Raw genomic sequence first — 18,935 nt, 5'->3', positions numbered from 1 at the left:
GGTCGACGCGGGCGAGCTCGGCGGCGCTCAGATCGTCGCGACGGATCCGGCGTCGACCCGGTAGTTGCTCCCGTTGACGAAGCTGGCCCGGTCGGAGACGAGGAACGCGATGACGCTCGCGACCTCGTCGGCCTCGCCTCGTCGGTGCAGCTCGAGATGGGGCCGTTCCTCGTCGAGGAACGACTCGACTGCCTCGTCGAAGGTGGTGCCGGTCTGCTCGGCCCGCGTCGTCATCATGGCGTCCGTCATGGGCGTCGCGATGAAGGCCGGGCTGACGGTGTTCACGAGGAGCCCCTCGCTCGCGTAGGACCGCGACAGCCCCTTCGCGAACGCGAGGACCCCCGCCTTGGCCGCGCAGTACGGCAGCTCGTCGTCGTAGGGCTGCACGGCGTCCTCGGACGCGGTGAGCACGAGGCGTCCCCAGCCCCCGGAACGGAGGTCGGGCAGGAACTCCCTGACCAGGCGCACGGGTCCGAGCAGATCGGTCTCGAGGGTCTCGACCCAGCCCGCGTCGTCGATCTCGTGGAACATGCCCTGTGCGCCGGTGACGCCCGCCGGTGACGAGGGCCTTCCTGCCCGTGATGCCGAGGTCCATCAGTCCCGCGCCCCGTACACGGCGCGCGTCGCCCAGTAGTCGCTGTGGTGTCGTAGGCGTGCCCGCACGCGAGGCAGGCCCAGCGGACGCGACGGCCGCCCGCGCCCGGCGCGATGCTCGCGTGCATGGAGGTCGCCGCGCCGCAGTGCGGGCACGACTTCTTCGGGATCGGCATGGTGGTCCTTCCTCGTCGGACCACCGTCCTACGCCACGGGAGGCGACGCGGGCATCCCCTTGACAACGGGGTCCTGCCTCTCGACGTCCGAGCTACAGGACGAGCCGGCGGTCGACGACGCCCTGCGCGACGTCGCGGAGCGGCAGCTGGTGCGACCGTGCGTGGCTCCTGAGCAGGGAGAACGCCGAGGTGACGGTCGTGCTGCGCTCGTAGGAAAGGTATCCCTTGGCCTGCTCGATCACGACCCGGCTCTCGAGGGCGTAGGCCAGCTGGTCCGCGAGGGCGGTCTGCTCGTCGTTCTGCCGTCGCTGGCTGAGGCCGGTGCCGACGACCCGGACCATCGAGGTGATCAGCGACACCTCGGACTCGCTGAGCTCTCCGGGCTCGGCCAAGAAGACGTTGACGCCTCCCACCGCCGTCCCGTCGACCTCGAGGGGCAGGGCCAGGGCGCCCCGGAGCCCTGCTGAGAGGGCGGTCTCGGTGAACTCCGGCCACCTGTCGTGGACGGTGCGGACGTCGGGGACGGCGAGCAGCTCGCCGCGCGCGATGCTCTCGATGCAGGGTCCGCCCTCGACGCCGAGCTGGGCCTCCTCGACGTCGAGGGTGCGTTCGTGGGTCGAGGCGACCGCACGGTAGGTGCGGTCGTCGGCACGGAGGATCACGGCGGCCTCGACGGCGCCCGTGTGGTCCGTGCACGCCCGGACGAGGAGGTCGAGCGCGTCGACGAGCTCGCGGCCGGAGCGGAGGGCCTCGACCAGCTCGACGAACACGGACGCGATGTCGGCGTCGTGTCCGGCGTCAGCCATGCTTCGCTGCGTCCCCGGGGCGGGAGCCGGGGGCCGGCACCGGCTCGGGCCTCGTGGTGAGTCCGAAGCCGCTGTTGGCGGCGTGCATCAGGACTGCCAGCCAGTCCTGGTTCATGGACTCCGCGGCGGCCTTCTCGACCCGGAACCGCATGGCCACCGCCGGGTGCATCCAGAGGGACTCCTCGACGGGCTCGGGCCCCGTGTCGTCGGTCCAGGTGAACAGGAAGCACTCGCCGCGTCGCAGCTTGGTGACGACGACGCTGCGGAGATGGGCGAGCAACCGGTCGTCGAGCGTGACGTCGATCGATGTCGGGCCATAGGTGAACGTTCCCAAGGGGTGTCCTCACGGGGTCTGGGTGAAGGGGGGCCGGTGGGTCCCGGCAAGCGTCACGATAGTGGAGGCGGGGATCTCGGCGAGGCTCACGACCCCCCCGGTCGCATGGTGGACGACACCGCCCGCCGGACGACCGGGTCCCGTGCCTCGACGACGCCGCCTAGTCGGCCCGGCTCCTGACCTCGTCGACCGAGAGCAGCCCCCGGAGGCGCCCCAGCACCTTCGCGAGCAGCCGCGACACCTGCATCTGGGTCACGCCGAGCACGCGGCCGATCTCGGCCTGCGAGAGCTCGTCGACGAAGCGCAGCCGGACGAGCAGCCGGTCTCGATCGGGAAGCTGCGCGATCGCCCTCTGCAGCTCGCACCGCACCTCCGTCGCCTCGTGCTCGTCGGCGGCGGCGATCGTGTCGCCGAGGCTCGTGCCCTCGGCGGTCCCGATCGGGAGGTCGAGCGAGGCGGCGGTGCGGTCGAGCCGGGCGCGCAGCGCGAGGCGGACCTCGGCGACGGGCTCGCCGAGCCGCAGGGCGAGCTCCTCGGCGGACGGCTCGTGGCCCAGGTGGTGCGTCAGCGGGCCGCGGACGGCGGCGAGGGCGACCGACAGCTCCTGCAGGCGGCGGGGCGGACGCACGGCCCAGGTCGCGTCGCGCAGGTGCCGCTTGACCTCGCCGGACACGGTCGGCCCGGCGAACGCGACGAAGTCGTCGCCCTTCTCGTGGTCGAACCGCAGCGCCGCCTTGAGCAGGCCGAGGCAGGCCACCTGGCGGATGTCGGCCCACTCGTCGCCTGCGGAGGCGTAGCGCCGGGCGACCGCGTCGGCGACGTCGAGGTGCTGCTCGACGACCTGGGCGACCAGACGGCGGCGGGCGGGTCCGACCTCGTGCGGCGACGCGCGGCCCGCGCGACGGTAGGCGGCGAGCGTCTCGAGGCGACGTCCCTCCTCCCGAGGGGACCGTGCCGAGGAGGCGCGGTGGGCGCTCGAGGTGGGCCTGCGCGGCGAGGCGGCAGGGCCGGCGCCGGGCGCGGTGCTCGTGCCGGTCGTGGTCGTCGGGCTGTCGGTGGTGGTGCTGCGTCCTGCGGTCGTGATGGTGCTCACGTCGTCCTCGTCCCAGCTGAGGCGGAGCGGCTCGTTGCTTGGCCGCCGTCGTCGACGAGGGCGACGCTGCCACCGGGCGGGGACCTCGGCACCCCCCTGGACCGGGCCGGGCAGTGCTGCTACTTTCGCGCGGCCTCCACGGCGTCGGGGGACGGATTCCCAGGTTCGCGAGCCGGGCCGGCCAGCCTGCGGCACGCCCGCGGGCTGGTCTAGAGCTTCGACAGGGGGTGCCCGTGGGACGCGTCGTCGGCCCAGAGCGGCAGCTCCGGCCGGGGCTGCAGGGCGGTCACCGCGCAGGCGGCGGCGAGGCCGGCGAAGAGCACGTCGTCCATCAGCGTCAGTCCCGTCGGCGCCGCGCCCGCGAGCTGCCGGTCGGCGAGGCCCGCGAGCAGCAGCGCCAAGTACGAGACGGCGACGAAGCCCACGATGATCCTGATCGTCAGGGCCGAGAGGTCGAGCACGGCGACCGCGACGAGCAGCAGCGCCGTGCCGAGGTAGATCACGTCGAGCACGATGTCGACGGTGAAGATGCCGAGCATGTGCTCGCCTTCGATGAAGAGGCCGATCAGGCCGTGTCCGCCGACGACGACGGCGATCATGAGCGAGAGGGACTTCGCCACGGGGGCTCCTTCGGTGGGGGACGGAGGTGCGGACGGTGCTGCCGTCCCCTACCCGGTGCGCCCGGTCTCATGCCTGCCGGTCCGGGATGTCCCCCGACCGCACGGGGACGCCCCCGGCGCCGCTGCTTCGATGGCAGCCATGTCCGTCGCCTCACCGCCGACGCCCTCCGGCGTGCCCGCCCTGGCCGTCGCCGCGTCCGCCTACCTCCTGACCTGCGGCGTGGGCCTCGGCGTGCGGCGCGGGGTGCTGCGCACCGACCGGGCCCGCTGGGTGCACCACGTCCTGTTCGTGCTGACCGCCGCCTCCTCGTCCGCGGCGGTCGTCGCCCTGACGGCTGCCCGGCAGCGCGCCGCCGCCCTGGCGCTGCTGTCGGTCGCGGCGCCGTTCGCCCGGCTGACGCGCATCTCGGCGCGCACGGGGCCGCACGCCCGGACGGCGCTCGCCGCGGCGCCCGCCTACGTCGCCGCGTGGCTGCTCAGCCGTGGGGTGCGCTGATGGACTTCACGGAGGTCGTCCGCCGCCGCCGCACCACCAACGGCCACTTCACGGACGAGCCCGTGAGCGCCGCCGACCAGCGCCTCCTGATGGAGCTCGCCGGCCGCGCGCCCAGCCAGCTGAACAGTCAACCGTGGCGCTTCGTGCTGGTCGAGGCGCGCGAGACCATCGACGAGATCGCCAGGATCAGCGGCGAGAGCATGACCGAGTCGATGTCGTCGGGCTCGTTCTTCGAGCGCTACAAGCCGTTCTTCCGCTTCAGCGCGGCCGAGATGGCGCGGCACCGGGACGGGATGCTGTTCGACAAGCTGCCGGCGCCCCTGCGACCGTTCACGGGGCAGGTCTTCACGAGGAGGGGCCAGCTGCTGATGAACGCACTGCGGGTCCCGCAGACGCTCGGTGCGGAGAACCGGGCCCTGGTCGCCGGGTCGCCGCTGCTGCTCGGCGTGATGCTCGACCGGTCGTCGTACCGGCCCGACTCGCTGACGTCGTTCTACTCGACGTTCAGCATGGCGGCCGCGGTCGAGAACATCTGGCTGGCGACCGTGCCGCTCGGGCTCGGCATCCAGTTCATCTCGTTCCCGATGGAGTCGCCCGCTCGCTGGGCGCAGGTCTCCGAGCTGCTGCGGGTGCCCGACGACCTCGAGCTGATGGCCGTGTACCGGATCGGCCACGTCCCCCGGGAACGCGTGCGGCCGGCGATCGACTGGGTCAGCGACGAGCGGAAGCGCATCTCGCAGTACGTGTTCCGCGAGGACGCGACGACGCCGCAGACGGGGTGGGACGAGCCGCCGGGCGCGCGGGACGCGTCGGGCGGCGCCGGGACGGCCGGCGCGTGACGAGAGGCCCCGACCCGTCGCCCGCAGCTGCGGGACGTCGGACCGGGGCCTCTCGTGGGGCTCGCGGGGAGCGGGCTCAGGCCTTGTCGGCGTCCGAGTCCTTGTCGTCGTCGACGAGGCCGTCCTTCGAGCCGTCGGCGAGCTGCTCGGTGTGCTCGGCCTGCTCGTCGGTGACGTTCGTCGATCCGTCGGGGGCGGTGTCCGGTGTGGTGTCGTCGTGGTCGCTCATGGGGGCGACGATACGCCCGCCCCGCGATCCGTGACCTGTTCCGCAGGAGGCGCGGTGCCGGCCGTGCCGACACCGCGCCTCCTCGAGTCGCGAGCGCCTAGAGCGCTGCGGCCGCCGCCGGCTCGTCCGCCCGGGCGACGAGCTCGCCGTCGTCGCCGACGCGGACCACGACCCGCCCGCCCGCGGCGACCGCGCCCGTCACCATCAGGTCGGCGATGCGGTCGTCGACCTCCCGCTGGATCGTGCGCCGCAACGGCCTCGCGCCGAACTCGGGCTCGTGGCCGCGGTCGACGATCCAGTCCGTCGCCGCCGCGTCGACGTCGAGCACGACGCCCTGCGCAGCCAGCCGGCCGGCGGTCGCGCCGAGCAGCAGCCCGACGATCTCGCGCAGCTGCTCCCTGTCGAGCTTGCGGAACAGCACGATCTCGTCGATCCGGTTGAGGAACTCCGGTCGCATCGCCTCGCGGAGCTTGCCCATGACGCGGTCGCGCAGCGCCTTCTCCGACCCGAAGCCGTTCCCGGCCGCGGCGTCCGACCCGACCGGCCCGGCCGGCGTGAAGCCGAGCGCGCCGCCGCGCGACGCCAGGAACTCCGACCCGAGGTTCGACGTCATCACGACGACCGTGTTGCGGAAGTCGACGGTCCGGCCCTGGCCGTCGGTGAGCCGCCCGTCGTCGAGCACCTGCAGCAGCAGGGTGAAGACGTCGGGGTGCGCCTTCTCGATCTCGTCGAAGAGGATCACCGACCACGGGTGCCGACGGACGCGCTCGGTCAGCTGGCCGGCCTCGTCGTAGCCGACGTACCCGGGAGGGCTCCCGACCAGGCGGCTCACGGTGTGCCGCTCGCCGAACTCGCTCATGTCGAAGCGGATCATGGCCTGCTCGTCGCCGAACACGGACTCCGCCAGCGCCTTGGCGAGCTCCGTCTTGCCCACGCCGGTCGGCCCGAGGAACAGGAACGACCCGGTCGGGCGGTGCGGGTCGCCGAGGCCGGTGCGGCTTCGGCGGACTGCCCGGGCGACCGAGGTCACCGCGTCGTCCTGGCCCACGACCCGCGCGTGCAGCTCCTGCTCGAGCAGGGCGAGCCGCGCCCGGTCGCCCTCGCTGAGCCGCGACGCGGGGATGCCGGTGGCGCGGGAGACCATCTCGGCGACGTCCGCCTCGGTGATCTCGGTGCCCGGCGCCTCCGGGGAGGTCTCGACGTCGGGGTGGCCGGCTGCGGCGTCGAGGCGCGCCTGCACGACCTCGAGCTCGTCGCGGACCTGCGAGGCCTCCTCGTAGCGCTCCGCGGCGACCGCGGCGTGCTTGGACGACTCGAGCTCGGCGAGCTGGGCCCGGAGCGCCGCGACGTCGACGCGAGCGACACCGCCGAGACGGAGCCGGCGACGGGCGCCGGCCTGGTCGATCAGGTCGATCGCCTTGTCGGGCAGGAACCGGTCGCCGACGTAGCGTGCCGACAGCTCGACGGCCGCGCGCAGCGACTCCGGGCTGTAGGTGACGCCGTGGTGAGCTTCGTAGCGCGGGGCCAGCCCGGCGAGGATCGCGACCGCGTCGTCGACGCCCGGCTCGGGCACCTGCACGGGCTGGAAGCGGCGCTCGAGGGCGGCGTCCTTCTCGATGGTGCGGTACTCCTTGAGCGTGGTCGCCCCCACGAGGTGCAGGTCGCCCCGGGCGAGGCGGGGCTTGAGGATGTCGCCGGCGTCCATCGCGCCGTCGCCGCCGCCTCCTGCCCCGACGACCGTGTGGATCTCGTCGAGGAACACGATCAGCTCGTCGCGGTGCGCGGCGATCTCGTCGACGACCGTGGTCAGGCGCTCCTCGAAGTCGCCGCGGTAGCGGGTGCCGCTGAGCATGCCGGGCAGGTCGAGGGCGACGACGCGCTTGCCCTGCAGCAGCTCGGGGACGTCGCCGTCGACGATGCGCTGCGCGAGGCCCTCGACGATCGCGGTCTTGCCGACGCCGGGCTCGCCGATCAGCACGGGGTTGTTCTTCGTGCGGCGCAGCAGGATCTCGACGGCCTGCTCGATCTCGTCGGCGCGGCCGATGACGGGGTCGATCTCGCCCCGGCGGGCACGGGCCGTGAGGTCGCTGCCGTACTGGTCGAGGGTCGGCGTCGAGGAGGTGCCGGTCGCGCCTGCCTCGCCTGTCGCCTGCGTGCTCGCCTGGGTGCCGCCCGCGTGGCTCGCGCCGCTCGTGCCCGCGGCGTCGCCGGTCGGCGACCCGTCGCGCACGAACGCCTGGAGCGCCTGCGGGGTGACGCCCGCGGCGGCGAGCAGCTGGCCGGCGGCCGACTGCTGGTCGACGACGAGCGAGAAGAAGAGGTGCTCGGGATCGACGTAGGTCGAGCCGAACGCGCGGGCGGCCTGCGCGGCCTGCAGCAGCACGCGCTGGGCCGCCGGCGTCAGCGACGCGGTGCTGGGGGTGTCCGACGAGGGGCCGGGGAGGCGGCTGTCGACGGCGCGCAGCAGCGCGTCGCGGTCGGCGCCGGAGTGGCGGACCACGTCCGCGGCGGGCGACTCGTCGAGCAGCACCCTGAGCACGTGCAGCGAGTCGACCTCGGCGTGCCCGTGGCTGGTGGCGAACTCGCCGGCGCGGGTGACGACGCCGTGGGCGCTGCTGCTGAGCAGCCGCGAGATGTCGACCGGACGGCCGGGCTGTGACGACCGGGCGCCGTTCATGAGGCGGGCGAGGAACTCGTCGAACGAGTCGCTGCTGCCGGAGCCGAACTGTGCAGGCACGGGACCTCCTGGGTGAACTTGAGTGCGTACGACTCAAGTCAACGCAGGAGGCCCCGTCGCATTCCCGTCTCGGTACGAAGTTGAGCGGAAGCGACTCAACCTGCGCACGGGCAGCCTACGAGGCCCCCTCCGACCCGTGCGTGTGGGCGCTCAGCTGCGGCTCGTCCTCGTCGTCCGCGCCCGAGTCGTGGGCGGCGTCGAAGTCGTAGCCGTCGAAGTCCAGGTCGGGGATGTCGGCCATCTCCTCCGGCCAGGAGGGGCGGCCGGGCTGGAGCCGCAGGGTCGCCTCCTCGAGCTCGCGGATGACCTCGTCGTCCTCTCGCTCCTCCGTGCCGTTCTCGACGGGGGTCGAGAAGACCTGGCTGGCCGGGCCGATCAGCAGGTGGGCGTAGGCGCGGCTGCCGCCCTCGGTCACGACCGGGACGGACACGACGTCGGAGGTGCCGGACCGGGCGAGCGCTCGTGCGTACCGCAGCACGGCCTTGCAGGTGGTGTCGCCGAGCAGCATGTAGCCGCCCGCGTAGTGCAGTCGTCTCATGGCTCCACCGAATCAGCGGCCGGGGGTCGCGTCCGACCCTTGACGCGCCTCCTGCGGGTGCCCTAGTGGGCCGAGCCGACGCCTCCTGCGGGTGCTCCAGGAGCGGGTGCGGCGCCTCCTCGGGTCAGCCGGCGTTCGGCAGTCGCACCTCGACGGCGCCGTCGACGACGCGCGTCTCGAAGACGGGCTGCGGGGACGTGGCCGGACCGTGCACGACCTGGCCGGTGCGCATCGAGAAGACGCTGTCGTGCCACGGGCACGACACGCAGGCCTCGCCGGGGCGGCCCGCGTCGAGCACGACCTCGCCCTGCGAGAGCGGTCCCGAGAGGTGGCTGCAGACGCTCGAGAGCACCTCGACCTCGTCGCCGCGCCGCAGGGCGACGAGCGGCTGGCCGTCGAGCTCGAGCCCGGTGAGCTCGCCCTCGGGCAGGGCGTCGAGCCGGGTGACGGCGTGCCAGCCGGGGCTGACGAGGTGCGGCACGTCCTCCGCGTGGTTCGCGCCGACGGCCTGGCGGTAGGCGAGGTGTCCGCCGATGAAGCCGCCGAGGCCGACGGCGCCGAGGCCCGCGAGGCCGAGGAGCCTGGCGCTCGCCTGCTTCCCCCGCACCCGCTGGAGGTACGAGGCGCCGTAGAGGCCCGTCGCCACGAGGTTCGCGACCGAGTGCACGAGGCCGGTGCGCTTCTGCTGCTCGTGCGACGCGGCCCAGTCGACGAAGCCCGCGAGGGCGGCGGGGGCGACGGCCATCACACCGACGCCGACCAGCGCTCGCGACGCCTTCTCCTGGCCGGGCATGAAGTCGAGCACCGCCGAGCTGATCCACGCGCCGGTCGGCACGAGCACCAGCACCGGGTGCAGGGGGTGCCCTGCAGGGACGCCGTGCAGCAGGTCCTTGAGGGCGCGGGGCTGGACGACGGCGTCCACGACACCGGCCACCGCGTCGATGACGGGGTCGAGCTGTGCGGCGTTCTCGACGGCGCTCAGCGCCTCGACGATCTTCAGTTCTCGCATGGCTGCTCCTCTGGTCGGGGCTCCGGGGCTCCGGGGCCCTGGGTGGTGGTGGCGGCGGTGGCGGTGGGTGGTCGAGGCGGCCGGCCGGCCGGCGGTGGTCTCCGTCTACTCCGCAGCGTCGGCGTCGGCGCGCGAGCCGCGACGCGACCCGGCACGGGCGACGAAGAACAGCACCGTGCCGACGGCGAGCAGGACCGCCCCGAAGAGCCACACCTGGGCGCTCTGCTGGGTGAGCAGCAGCACGCAGGAGGCGGTGCCCAGCACGGGCACGGCGGTCCAGACCCTGAAGTGCGAGTGCTCCACCCGGTCGCGGCGCAGCACGAGCACGGCGATGTTCGTGCTGATGAAGACGAAGAGCAGCAGCAGCACGACCGTCTCGGCCAGCACGCTGATGTCGCCCACCGTGGTCAGGACCATCGCCACGGCGGTCGTGACGAGGATGGCGGCCCACGGGGTGCGGCGACGCGGCAGGACGGCCGCGAGCGGGCGGGGCAGCAGCCCCTGGTCGGCCATGCCGTAGGTGACGCGGCTCGCCATGATCATCGTGAGCAGCGCGCCGTTGGCGACGGCCACGAGCGCGAGCAGGCTGAAGATCCACTCGGGCACGCCGACGCCGGACGCCGAGACGACGGCGAGCAGGGGGCCGGTCGAGTCGCTGAGCTCCTCGGCGGGCAGGGCGATCGAGCTGGCGAGCCCGACGAGCACGTAGACCACGCCCGCGGTGGCGAGCGAGGCGAACAGGGCGCGGGGGTAGACGCGGCTGGGGTCGCGCACCTCCTCGGCGACGTTGGCGCTCGTCTCGAACCCGACGAACGAGTAGTAGGCGATGATCGCGGCGCCGAGGGTCGCGATCGCCGGGTTCGCGTCGACGGGGAACTCGCCGACGCGGCCGACGTCGCCGCGGCCGCCGCCGAGCATGATCGCCACCACGGCGATCACGACGACGAGGCCGCTCACCTCGATCACGGTCATGACGACGTTGCCCTTGAGTGACTCGCTGATGCCCCGGGCGTTGAGGCAGGCGACGAGCGCGAGGAACGCGATCGCCGTGGGCACCGCCGGCAGGTCGACGAAGGTGCCGAGGTAGTCGCCCGCGAAGGCGAGCGAGAGGCCGGCCGCGCTGGTGACGCCCGCGGCCAGCATGCTGAAGCCGACGAGGAACGACACGAGCGGCGCCTTGTACGCCCGCTCGGCGAAGATGGCGGCTCCGCCGGCCTTGGGGTACTTCGTCACCAACTCGGCGTACGAGCCGGCGGTCAGCAGCGCGAGCAGCAGCGCCAGCAGCAGGGGAGCCCAGAGCGCACCCCCCACCTCCGCGGACAGCGTGCCCATCAGCGCGTAGATGCCCGCCCCGAGCACGTCGCCGAGGATGAAGAGGTAGAGCAGCGGGCCGGTGATGGCACGCTTCAGCGCGGTGCCCGTCCCCGGTTCTCCGTCGGGAGCGGCGGGTGCGGCATCGGTGGGGGCAGGTCTCGACATCGATGTCCTCCGGCTGTCAGCGGTGCACCCGCTCGGTCACGGCGGTGCGCCGTCGATCGTCGTCCTGCTCGGAGCGCGAGGGCCGTTCTGCGCGAGGGGCTTGCGCCGCGGGTGCGCGACGTGCAACCCAGGAGGCGCGGGCCGGCCTGCGAGGGCCGGCCCGCGCCTCCTGCGCTCGCCCCTCGCACACCACACCCCCTACGGTGCAGCGCACCCCTGAGATCGGGGTGCAGTGCACGGTAGGGGGTGCGGCAGATCGGGTTTCCGCCTGCTAGCGCGCGGTCTCGCCCGCGTCGGCGATGCAGCTGAGCGCCTGCTGGCCGGCGTCGGACTGCTCGGCCGACGCGTCGGACGAGACGGGCCAGGTCGACGACGACTGCGCGTCCTCGTTCACCGACTCGAAGGTGCCGTCGAACTCGTCGGACTCGACGTCCCCGGTCGTGGTCCACAGGCCGACCGTGTCGCTCAGCACGTTGTTCTCGCCGACGGGGGCGGCGACGTACCAGGTGCCGTCGTCTTCGCGGGCGTAGGCGAGCAGCACGTCGTCGTCGACCTCGTCGCCGAGGGCGTTCAGCGCGCTGTCGAGCACGCGGGTGCAGTCGACCTGGTTCGACTGGGCCGGGCTGGTCGCCGTCTTCTCGCTGCCGGGCACGTCGCCGGCCGGGTCGACGACCTGGGCGCCGCCGGTGCAGCCCGTCAGCGGCAGCAGCAGGAGGGCGGCGAGGGGGAACAGCGTCTTCTTCGTGATCATGGGGCGACCGTACGGCGGCGGGCGGCGCGGCGTCCGCATTCACAGGAGGTCGTGCCCTGGTCGGGCGCAGGGCTGGTCACGGGCCCGCGACGAAGCACGCGCAGACGGCGAGCAGGTCGTCGCACGCGTGCTTCTCGAGCGGGTGCCCGATCAGGGTCGCCTGGTAGCCGGGGCCCACGCGCTCGACGAAGCCGAGCAGCGCCGCGATGTCGTCGTCGGGCAGGCGACGGTCGAGCACGCGCCACTGGCCGTCGTCGATCATGTGCAGGTGAACCTCGCTGACGTCGGTGAGGGGGACGCGATCGAGCTGCTGCGTCGTGGAGGCGGGGTGTGCGTCCACGTCAGGACCCCTCCGGGACCCGGCTGCCGCCGACGAGGTCGTCGAGGCACGGGCTCCGGCGGGCCGCGACCTGCTCGTGCGCGGAGGGGAGGCGCCACGACCGGGGCCGCGAGCGGCGGCCGACGGGTCGGAGACGGGTGCGGTCGGACAGGTCGGAGCTCGTCGTGCCGGCGGAGTTGTCCATGGTGCGTCCTCGGGGTGTCGCCTGCCGGCGCCCTGATCGCCAGCAGTGGGACGGTCCACGTTAGGCAGGGGGCACGCCCGGCGTCAGGCCCTTGACAACCGCGTACCCCGTCTGCTCATCGGGGGACACGGCCCGATCCTGCACGAGCCCCGCGGCGGAGGCGCTGCACGAGACGAGGAGGCGCTGTTCGCTATAGTGGGGACACCCCGCTCCTGAGCGGGCCCGCCGCCTCCTGACGGCTGCGCGAGTGTAGTTCAATGGTAGAACTCCAGCTTCCCAAGCTGGTAGCGCGGGTTCGATTCCCGTCACTCGCTCCACTTCCGCCTCGTCGCTTCGCTGCTCGGCCGCACCGTGTCCGGTGTGCCGGGGCACTACCGCGGCCTCGCCGGTCTCCCGTAGGTTCGAGCCAGGCCGTCGTCGTCCCCGGACGACGCGGCCGCAGCTGCTCCGCCTCCCCGGAAGGACCACCATGGACATCCTCTTCGTGCACGGCGCCCTGGTGCGCGACGGCCGGTGGTGGTGGCGGCCGACCGCCGAGCTGACGGAGGCGGAGACCGGCATCCGGAGCCGCTCCGTCGCCTTGCCCTCGTGCGGCGAGCGTCCGGCCGACGGCCGCGACGACGTGCGGGCCGGCTCCGACGCTGCCGACGGCACGACCACCGGCCTCGTCGCCGACGCCGCCGCCCTGCGCCGCGCCCTCGACGAGGCGAGCGGGCCTGGCGAGGTGATCGTCGTCGCGCACTCGTACGGCGGCACCGTCGTGGCCGAGGCCGGTGCTCACCCGGCCGTGGCGCACCTCCTGCTGGTCTCGTCGTACCTGCCCGACGTCGGGCTGTCGCAGGGCGCCGTGATGGGCGGCGAGACGGACCCGGTGCCCCTCGGCGACGCCGGCGCGGGGCGGCTCGGGCTGGTCGGCGAACTCGACGCCCCGTGGTTCGGCGCCCGGTTCCTGCAGGACGGCACGCCCGAGCAGCAGCGCGAGGCCTTCAGCCGGGTCGTGCCGCAGGACGCCGCCTCCTTCATGACGCCCACCACCCGGGCCGGCTGGCAGGGCGTCGACTCCACCTACCTCGTCTGCGCGGACGACCGCAGCACCTCGGTCGGGCTCCAGCGCGAGCACGCCGCCCGGGCGACCCGGTCGGTCGAGCTGCCCACCGGGCACCACCCCTTCGTGACTCGGCCGGACCTCGTCGTCGAGCAGCTGCGGGCGTTCGCGTGAGCGCCCAGCGCACCTCGGGCGTGCCGGACGTGCCTGGCGTGCCGAGCGCGTCCAGCGCCATGACGGGCTCGACCCGCACGACCCTGGTGGCAGGCGTGCTCGTGGGGCTGGCGGCGGTGCTCGCCTTCGTCGACCTGGTCGCCGTCCCCTCGCTGCTGAGCACCGCGGGGCCGCTGCTCGCGCTCGCGGGCGCGGTGCTGCTGGTCGTCGGGGTCCGCGGCGAGACCGGGCTCGGGCGGGTCTCGGCCCTCGCGTCGACGGGCGTAGTCCTGCTGTTCGTGCCCGACGTGGTCGACCAGGCGCTGTCGTCCCTCCTGCGCGACCTGGCGACGTCGGCGTCCGTAGGGGCCCTGACGCTCGGCACGGCGCTCAGCGTGGTGCGGCTCGTGGCGGTCGGGCTCGCGGTCGCGGCCGTCGTCGTCGTGGTCCGCCGGCGCCTCCTCGAGCCGTGGCCGCGACGCGCCCTCGTCGCCGTGGTGGCCGCCGCGGTGTTCTTCACGCTGCTCCCGTTCGTCCCGTCGTCGACGCTGGGCCTGCTCGTGATCGTCACCCGCCTGTACCTGCTGCCCCCGGTGCTGTCGCTGCTACTCGGCGTGGCCCTGGTGCTGCACGGGCGAGGCGGACGGGTGCGCTCGCGGGTGGGGCGCGGCCTCGAGGCGTGGCGGTCGAGCACGGACGTCGTGCGCCGGTGAGCGCGGCCGGGCTCAGGCGGGGGTGAGCACGGCCGTCAGTGTGACGGCGAGGGCCGCGTGCTGTCGCTCCGCCGGCCAGGCGGCCGGGTCCCCGGCCGTGAGGGTGGCGATGCCCTCGATCGCGGCGACCAGCGCCGACGCCCGCGTGGCTGCGTCCGCGGCTCCGTCGGGGTCGCGGGTGCCGGCGTCGCCGTCGACATCGGTGCCGTCCGGGCCCCGGGCGGCCTCGAGGAGGCGCGATAGCCGGGCGACGAATGACCGGTTCGCGGCGGAGTGGCGTTCCGCGAGCACGGGGTCGCTCAGCGCCGCGGCGACGAAGCCCACCCACACGCGGGCCTCGGCGAGCCCCTCGGCGTCGGTCGGCAGGGAGGCACTCGCCACGGCGCGCACGGCGGCGGCGGGGTCGGGGTCGGCCACGGTGTCGGCGTCGGCGTCGGCGTCGGCCTCGGCCTCGAGGCGCTCGGCACGGAGCCGCGACCGCTCGTGGAGCACGTCGCGCGCGTGCAGCAGCAGCGCCTGCTTGTCGCGGAAGGTGTGCAGCACCAGCCCGGTCGTGCAGCCGGCCCGCTCGGCGACAGCGCGCAGGGTGAGGCCGCCCGGTCCGAGCTCGGCGAGCGTCGCGAAGACCGCCTCGGAGAGCTGGAGGCGTCGGGCGTCGTCGTCGCGGAGGCGGGGCACCCCCAGACCGTAGCATCTGTTACCGTAACGCTTGCTACGGATGCCGGACGAGAAGGCGTCCGCGAGAGGAGCCGCACATGACCTGGCAGATCGAGGTCGTCCCCTACGACCACCCCGAGGCCGACGAGCTGCGCCGGGCCCAGCGCCGCGAGCTCGACGAGCGCTACGGGAGCGACGACCACGAGCCGGGCACGCCGCCCAGCGCCTCGGACGTGCCCGTCTTCGTCGTCGCACGCACCGCCTCCGGTGCCGCGGTCGCGTGCGGAGGGCTCCGCCCGCTGCCCGACGACGTCGCCGGGCCCGGCTCGGTCGAGGTGAAGCGGATGTTCGTCGATCCGACCGCCCGCGGCTCGGGGGTGGCCGTCGCGGTGCTCCGGGCCCTCGAGGAGGAGGCGCGCGGCCTCGGCGCTCGCCGCGTCGTCCTCGAGACGGGCACCAGACAGCCCGACGCGATCCGCTTCTACGCCCGCGAGGGGTACGACGAGGTCGCGCTGTTCGGGGCCTACGTCGGCAGCGCCGAGTCGGTCTGCTACGCCCGCGAGCTGTAGGAGGCGCGGCGCGCGTCGCCGAGGGCGGGTCTCCTGGCTCGAGGGCGGGTCGCGCACGACCCGCCCTCGGCCCGGGACACCCGCCCTCGCCAGGGCTCGGGGTCGCTCTCGCGGTGGTCGGCTGCCGCTAGCCTGGGCAGGTCGCGAGGGGCGACGGATCGAGGGGGACGACATGAGCGACGCACGAGACGACGAGCAGGGCCGGGCCGAGGGGCAGCAGCCGCAGCCCTACGGGCAGGCGCAGCCTCCGTACGGCCAGCAGCCATCTGGTCAGCAGCCCTACGGGCAGCAGCCGTCTGGTCAGCCGCCCTACGGGCAGGCGCAGTCGGGTCAGCCGCCCTACGGGCAGCCGCAAGAGCCCTACGGCGCGCAGCCCTACGCCCAGCAGCCGTTCGCCCAACAGTCGTACGGCCAGCAGCCGCACGCCCAACAGTCGTACGGCCAGCAGCAGCCGTTCGGCGCGCCTCCTGGGGTGTCCCCGCGCCTCGCCGACGGCTCCGTGCCGCTCTGGCGCCGCTGTACGGCGCCGGGCCCATCGACTCGGTCAAGCGGTTCTTCCGCAAGTACGCCGACTTCAGCGGCCGCGCGAGCCGGAGCGAGTACTGGTGGGTGGCGCTCGCCACGGTCGTCGTCTGGTTCGGCCTCGGCCTGCTCTCGCTGCTGGCGGCGCTGCCCGGCATGGAGGTCCACGCCGACGGCTCGTCCGACCCGGGGCCGGGCTTCTACCCCTTCGCCTTGGTCTTCACGGTCCTGTTCTTCGGGACGATCGTCCCGTACCTCTCGATCGGGGTCCGACGGCTGCACGACGTCGACCTGAGCGGGTGGCTGCTGCTGATCAACCTGTTCCCGTACCTCGGCGGCATCGCGCTCACCGTCCTCGCGATCCTCGGCCCGAAGCCGGGCGGCGCGCGCTTCGACCGCCCCCGGCCCTAGCGCTCGCCGGCCCGGCCCGGCCCGACGCGTCTGCCGTCTCGCGCCCCCGGACGAGCAGCACACCCCTGAATTCGGGGGTGTGCTGCTCGTTCGGGGGTGTGACGTGTGCGCGGGCGGGCGGGCGGGCGGGCGTCAGCGAGGCAGGGGGAGCGTCAGCCGGAAGACGGCGCCGCTCGCGGCCGCGCCTCCGGGCTCGCAGACGAGGTCGCCGCCGTGCGCCCGTGCGATGCCGCGGGCGATGGGCAGGCCGAGGCCGGCGCCTCCGTCGCCCGTCCGCCGGGCCGCGTCGAGCCGGACCAGCCGGTCGAAGACGCGCTCGCGGTCGGCCTCCGGCACGCCGGGGCCGTCGTCGGCGATGAGCACGGCGGCCGCCTCCGACGACGAGCACTCGACCGTCAGCACGACCGTGCCCGTCCCGTGCGTCGCCCGCGCAGCGTTGTCGACGAGGTTGCCGAGCACCTGCGCCAGCCGACCGGCATCGCCCAGGACGACCAGAGCGCCAGGACCGGCACCGGCGCCAGCCCCCCGCACCTCGACCCGCAGCTCCAGCCCGGGCCGACGCAGCCGCTGCCCCTCCACGACCGAGGCGACCAGCGCCTCCACGTCGACGGGCGCGACGTCGAGCTCGAGTCCGCGGTCGACGCGGGCCATCAGCAGCATGTCGTCGATCAGGCGCGACGCGCGGGCGGCCTCCCGGACGACGTGGACGGCCAGCCGCTCGCGCTCGTCGGGCCCGACGTCGGCCGACGAGCGGACCAGCGTGTCGGCGGCGGCGCGCATCCCGGCGACGGGCGTGCGCAGCTCGTGCGCCGCGTCGGACACGAACGCGCGCACCCTCTGCTCGGCCTCCAGCGCGGTGCGCTCCGCGGCCAGTGCCGTCCGCTCGGCCTCGAGCGCGGTCCGCTCGGCGCCCTCGACCCCGTCGAGCATCTCGTCGAACGCCGTGGCGACGCGGCCGATCTCGGTGGACTCCTTCGCGGGACGCAGCCGCCGACCCCGGTCGCCGTGGGCGATGGAGCGCGCCACGGCGGTCATCCGGTCGAGCGGACGCAGGGTCGCGCGCACCACGAGCACGAGCCCTGCGGCGGCCACGATGAGGAACACGCCCGACGCCCCGAGCATCACCCAGCGCAGCTGCGTCAGCGTCTGGCCGACCGAGCTCGAGTCGGCCGTCAGAGTGATCGTCGACCCGTCGCTCAGCTCGCTGACCAGCGTCGTCACCTCGTCGTCGGCCGTGACGTCCGAGGCGGTCACCGTGACGGCGTCGGCCGCGGTGTCGTCGGCTGCACCCGCATCCGAGGAGGCGCCCGTCGCCTCCTCTCCCGGGGCCGCGGGGCCTGCGGTGGCGTCGCCGGTCGGCGTGCCGGTGCCCGCGCCTCCTGCGTCCCTGCCCGGTCCGGCCGGCAGGCCGTCCCCGTCCCCGAGCGCGGGCGGGCCCTCGCGCAGCTCGTCGGGGGAGGGCCCGGCGACGATCGCGCCGCCGTCGGCGTCCCGGATCACGACGGACAGGCCCTGCGCCGACAGCCGGTCGGCGAGGTCGTCGCCGTCGACGGTGCCGACGAGCGCGGCGGCGGCCGAGGCGCGGTCGCGGAGGCGGTCCTCGACCTGGGCGCGGAGCCGCTGGCCCAGCGTCGCCTCGACCGCGACGGCCAGCCCGGCGAGCAGCAGGGCGAGCAGCACGAGCACGGCGACGACGGTGCGCGCGCGCAGCGACCCGGTGCGGAGCCGCGGCCCGTCGGGCTGCGCGGTCTCGTGACGCGCTGAGCCTCGTCGCGCGGAGTCGTGTCCCGTCCTGTTACGAGCGTCCCGTCCTGTCACGGCGCGACGCGATGCTCGGAACACGACGGGACAGCAGCTGCGGCGGCCCCGGCGGGCACCCGCATCACGCGCTCATCCGGTAGCCGAGGCCGCGTACGGTGTGGATGAGCCGCGGCCCCTGCCGCTCCATCTTCTTGCGCAGCGAGCTGAGGTGCACCTCGACGAGGTTCGGGTCGTAGTCGTCGTAGCCCCACACCTGCGTGAGGATCTGTGTCTTCGAGACGGTGCGGCCCCGGCTCTCGGCGAGGAACGTCAGCAGGCGCTGCTCGGTCGCGGTGAGGTCGAGCGCGACCCCGGAGCGGGTGGTGACCGCCGCCTCCGGATCGACGACCAGGTCGGCCACCTCGATGACCGCGGGGATGCGGCCGCGGCGGCGCAGCACGGCGCCGATCCGGGCGAGCAGCTCGGCGACCGAGAACGGCTTGACCACGTAGTCGTCGACGCCCTCGGCGAAGCCGCGGAGGCGGTCGTCCAGCTCGTCGCGCGCGGTCAGCATGACGACGGCCGCGTCGCTGCTCTTGCGGACCGTCGCCGCGAGGCGGATGCCGCTCGCCCCCGGCAGCATCCAGTCGAGGACGACGAGGTCGGGCACGAACGCGCGCAGCGCCTCCGCCAGCTCGGAGCCGTCGGGCAGCCCCTTCACGGCGAAGCCCTCCGCGCCGAGGGCGGCGACGACGGACGAGAGCAGGGCAGGGTCGTCGTCGATCACGAGGACGCGGGCGGTGGAGATCACCGGCTGGACGGTACGGGGCCGAGATGCGCCGCCGCCGCCCGTCGCCTATGGAAGCGCTGGACGCCCCGGCGGCTTAAGCGCGGCTTCAG

The 18,935-nt window shown here is 74.3% G+C and carries 21 protein-coding genes, 1 tRNA gene and 1 pseudogene; 7 read left to right on the top strand and 16 right to left on the bottom strand.

The annotated features are described in order from the left end of the window. Nucleotides 1-27 precede the first annotated feature (27 nt). The 5 genes and pseudogenes from EDF20_RS12295 to EDF20_RS12275 form a co-directional block, all read right to left on the bottom strand. Nucleotides 28-543, bottom strand: a pseudogene (locus EDF20_RS12295) (SDR family oxidoreductase); the annotation flags it as partial. A gap of 319 nt (nt 544-862) precedes the next feature. Further along, nucleotides 863-1,576, bottom strand: coding sequence for a GAF and ANTAR domain-containing protein (locus EDF20_RS12290; protein WP_123548426.1), 714 nt, complete (start codon nt 1,574-1,576; stop codon nt 863-865). Further along, nucleotides 1,569-1,910, bottom strand: coding sequence for an ATP-dependent DNA ligase (locus tag EDF20_RS12285; protein WP_123548427.1), 342 nt, complete (start codon nt 1,908-1,910; stop codon nt 1,569-1,571). Before EDF20_RS12285 ends, EDF20_RS12290 begins: the two co-directional genes overlap by 8 nt. Nucleotides 1,911-2,070: 160 nt before the next feature. Beyond that, complete coding sequence (locus EDF20_RS12280; protein ID WP_158614688.1) at nt 2,071-3,003, bottom strand: sigma-70 family RNA polymerase sigma factor; 933 nt, start codon at nt 3,001-3,003, stop codon at nt 2,071-2,073. Nucleotides 3,004-3,212: 209 nt separating this feature from the next. Further along, a complete protein-coding gene (locus EDF20_RS12275; protein WP_123548429.1) occupies nt 3,213-3,623 on the bottom strand; it encodes a hypothetical protein in 411 nt (136 codons plus the stop codon). A 139-nt stretch (nt 3,624-3,762) separates the two neighbouring features. On the opposite strand from EDF20_RS12275, the gene EDF20_RS12270 reads away from it, so the two are divergent. Continuing rightward, the gene (locus tag EDF20_RS12270) at nt 3,763-4,119 is read left to right on the top strand and encodes a hypothetical protein (protein WP_123548430.1); all 357 of its coding nucleotides are present in this window, start codon (nt 3,763-3,765) and stop codon (nt 4,117-4,119) included. After that, on the top strand, nt 4,119-4,958 hold the full coding sequence (locus EDF20_RS12265; protein ID WP_123548431.1) for a nitroreductase family protein: 840 nt from the start codon (nt 4,119-4,121) through the stop codon (nt 4,956-4,958). Before EDF20_RS12270 ends, EDF20_RS12265 begins: the two co-directional genes overlap by 1 nt. 76 nt (nt 4,959-5,034) lie before the next feature. Here EDF20_RS12265 and EDF20_RS15745 read toward each other — a convergent pair whose 3' ends face one another. The 8 genes from EDF20_RS15745 to EDF20_RS12230 all read right to left on the bottom strand — a co-directional run bounded on the left by EDF20_RS15745 (nt 5,035) and on the right by EDF20_RS12230 (nt 12,225). Beyond that, a complete protein-coding gene (locus tag EDF20_RS15745) occupies nt 5,035-5,187 on the bottom strand; it encodes a hypothetical protein (RefSeq protein WP_158614689.1) in 153 nt (50 codons plus the stop codon). Between the two features lie 97 nt (nt 5,188-5,284). Continuing rightward, nucleotides 5,285-7,864, bottom strand: coding sequence for an ATP-dependent Clp protease ATP-binding subunit (locus EDF20_RS12260; RefSeq protein ID WP_133738913.1), 2,580 nt, complete (start codon nt 7,862-7,864; stop codon nt 5,285-5,287). 175 nt (nt 7,865-8,039) lie between these two features. Next, nucleotides 8,040-8,462 carry a hypothetical protein gene (locus tag EDF20_RS12255; protein ID WP_133738857.1) on the bottom strand — a complete coding sequence of 141 codons (423 nt, stop codon included), beginning with the start codon at nt 8,460-8,462 and terminating at the stop codon, nt 8,040-8,042. Nucleotides 8,463-8,586: 124 nt separating this feature from the next. Further along, nucleotides 8,587-9,471: a Rieske 2Fe-2S domain-containing protein gene (locus tag EDF20_RS12250; RefSeq protein ID WP_133738856.1), complete on the bottom strand. Its 885-nt coding sequence runs from the start codon at nt 9,469-9,471 to the stop codon at nt 8,587-8,589. Between the two features lie 105 nt (nt 9,472-9,576). Next, on the bottom strand, nt 9,577-10,950 hold the full coding sequence (locus EDF20_RS12245) for an APC family permease (RefSeq protein ID WP_133738855.1): 1,374 nt from the start codon (nt 10,948-10,950) through the stop codon (nt 9,577-9,579). A gap of 271 nt (nt 10,951-11,221) precedes the next feature. After that, complete coding sequence (locus tag EDF20_RS12240) at nt 11,222-11,701, bottom strand: hypothetical protein (protein WP_133738854.1); 480 nt, start codon at nt 11,699-11,701, stop codon at nt 11,222-11,224. Between the two features lie 76 nt (nt 11,702-11,777). Next, complete coding sequence (locus tag EDF20_RS12235) at nt 11,778-12,041, bottom strand: hypothetical protein (RefSeq protein ID WP_123548436.1); 264 nt, start codon at nt 12,039-12,041, stop codon at nt 11,778-11,780. A 1-nt stretch (nt 12,042) separates the two neighbouring features. Next, the gene (locus EDF20_RS12230) at nt 12,043-12,225 is read right to left on the bottom strand and encodes a hypothetical protein (protein WP_123548437.1); all 183 of its coding nucleotides are present in this window, start codon (nt 12,223-12,225) and stop codon (nt 12,043-12,045) included. A 243-nt stretch (nt 12,226-12,468) separates the two neighbouring features. Here EDF20_RS12230 and EDF20_RS12225 point away from each other — a divergent pair. The 3 genes from EDF20_RS12225 (at nt 12,469) to EDF20_RS12215 (ending at nt 14,136) form a co-directional block, all read left to right on the top strand. Then, nucleotides 12,469-12,542 (top strand) — tRNA-Gly (locus EDF20_RS12225). 152 nt (nt 12,543-12,694) lie between these two features. Continuing rightward, a complete protein-coding gene (locus EDF20_RS12220) occupies nt 12,695-13,444 on the top strand; it encodes an alpha/beta hydrolase (RefSeq protein WP_133738853.1) in 750 nt (249 codons plus the stop codon). Beyond that, on the top strand, nt 13,441-14,136 hold the full coding sequence (locus EDF20_RS12215; protein ID WP_123548439.1) for a hypothetical protein: 696 nt from the start codon (nt 13,441-13,443) through the stop codon (nt 14,134-14,136). The genes EDF20_RS12220 and EDF20_RS12215 overlap by 4 nt, the downstream gene beginning before the upstream one ends. Before the next feature lie 12 nt (nt 14,137-14,148). Here the strand turns inward: EDF20_RS12215 and EDF20_RS12210 are convergent, their stop codons facing one another. Continuing rightward, nucleotides 14,149-14,814, bottom strand: coding sequence for a TetR family transcriptional regulator C-terminal domain-containing protein (locus EDF20_RS12210; protein WP_133738852.1), 666 nt, complete (start codon nt 14,812-14,814; stop codon nt 14,149-14,151). Nucleotides 14,815-14,891: 77 nt separating this feature from the next. Between EDF20_RS12210 and EDF20_RS12205 the strand changes: the two genes are divergently transcribed. Together EDF20_RS12205 and EDF20_RS12195 are read left to right on the top strand one after the other, a co-directional pair. Next, entirely contained in the window at nt 14,892-15,362 is a 471-nt protein-coding gene (locus EDF20_RS12205) for a GNAT family N-acetyltransferase (protein WP_133738851.1), read from the top strand. A gap of 609 nt (nt 15,363-15,971) precedes the next feature. After that, nucleotides 15,972-16,295, top strand: coding sequence for a DUF805 domain-containing protein (locus EDF20_RS12195; RefSeq protein ID WP_233569191.1), 324 nt, complete (start codon nt 15,972-15,974; stop codon nt 16,293-16,295). 132 nt (nt 16,296-16,427) lie between these two features. Here the strand turns inward: EDF20_RS12195 and EDF20_RS12190 are convergent, their stop codons facing one another. After that, the gene (locus EDF20_RS12190; RefSeq protein ID WP_133738849.1) at nt 16,428-18,113 is read right to left on the bottom strand and encodes a HAMP domain-containing sensor histidine kinase; all 1,686 of its coding nucleotides are present in this window, start codon (nt 18,111-18,113) and stop codon (nt 16,428-16,430) included. Between the two features lie 64 nt (nt 18,114-18,177). After that, the gene (locus tag EDF20_RS12185; protein WP_133738848.1) at nt 18,178-18,846 is read right to left on the bottom strand and encodes a response regulator transcription factor; all 669 of its coding nucleotides are present in this window, start codon (nt 18,844-18,846) and stop codon (nt 18,178-18,180) included. Between the last annotated feature and the right edge of the window lie 89 nt (nt 18,847-18,935).

The organism is Frigoribacterium sp. PhB116 (genome assembly GCF_004364285.1).
In the GTDB taxonomy this organism is placed as follows: Bacteria; Actinomycetota; Actinomycetes; order Actinomycetales; family Microbacteriaceae; genus Frigoribacterium.
Note: the sequence above shows the minus strand (reverse complement) of the source record. Positions and strands in the feature narration are given on the sequence as shown.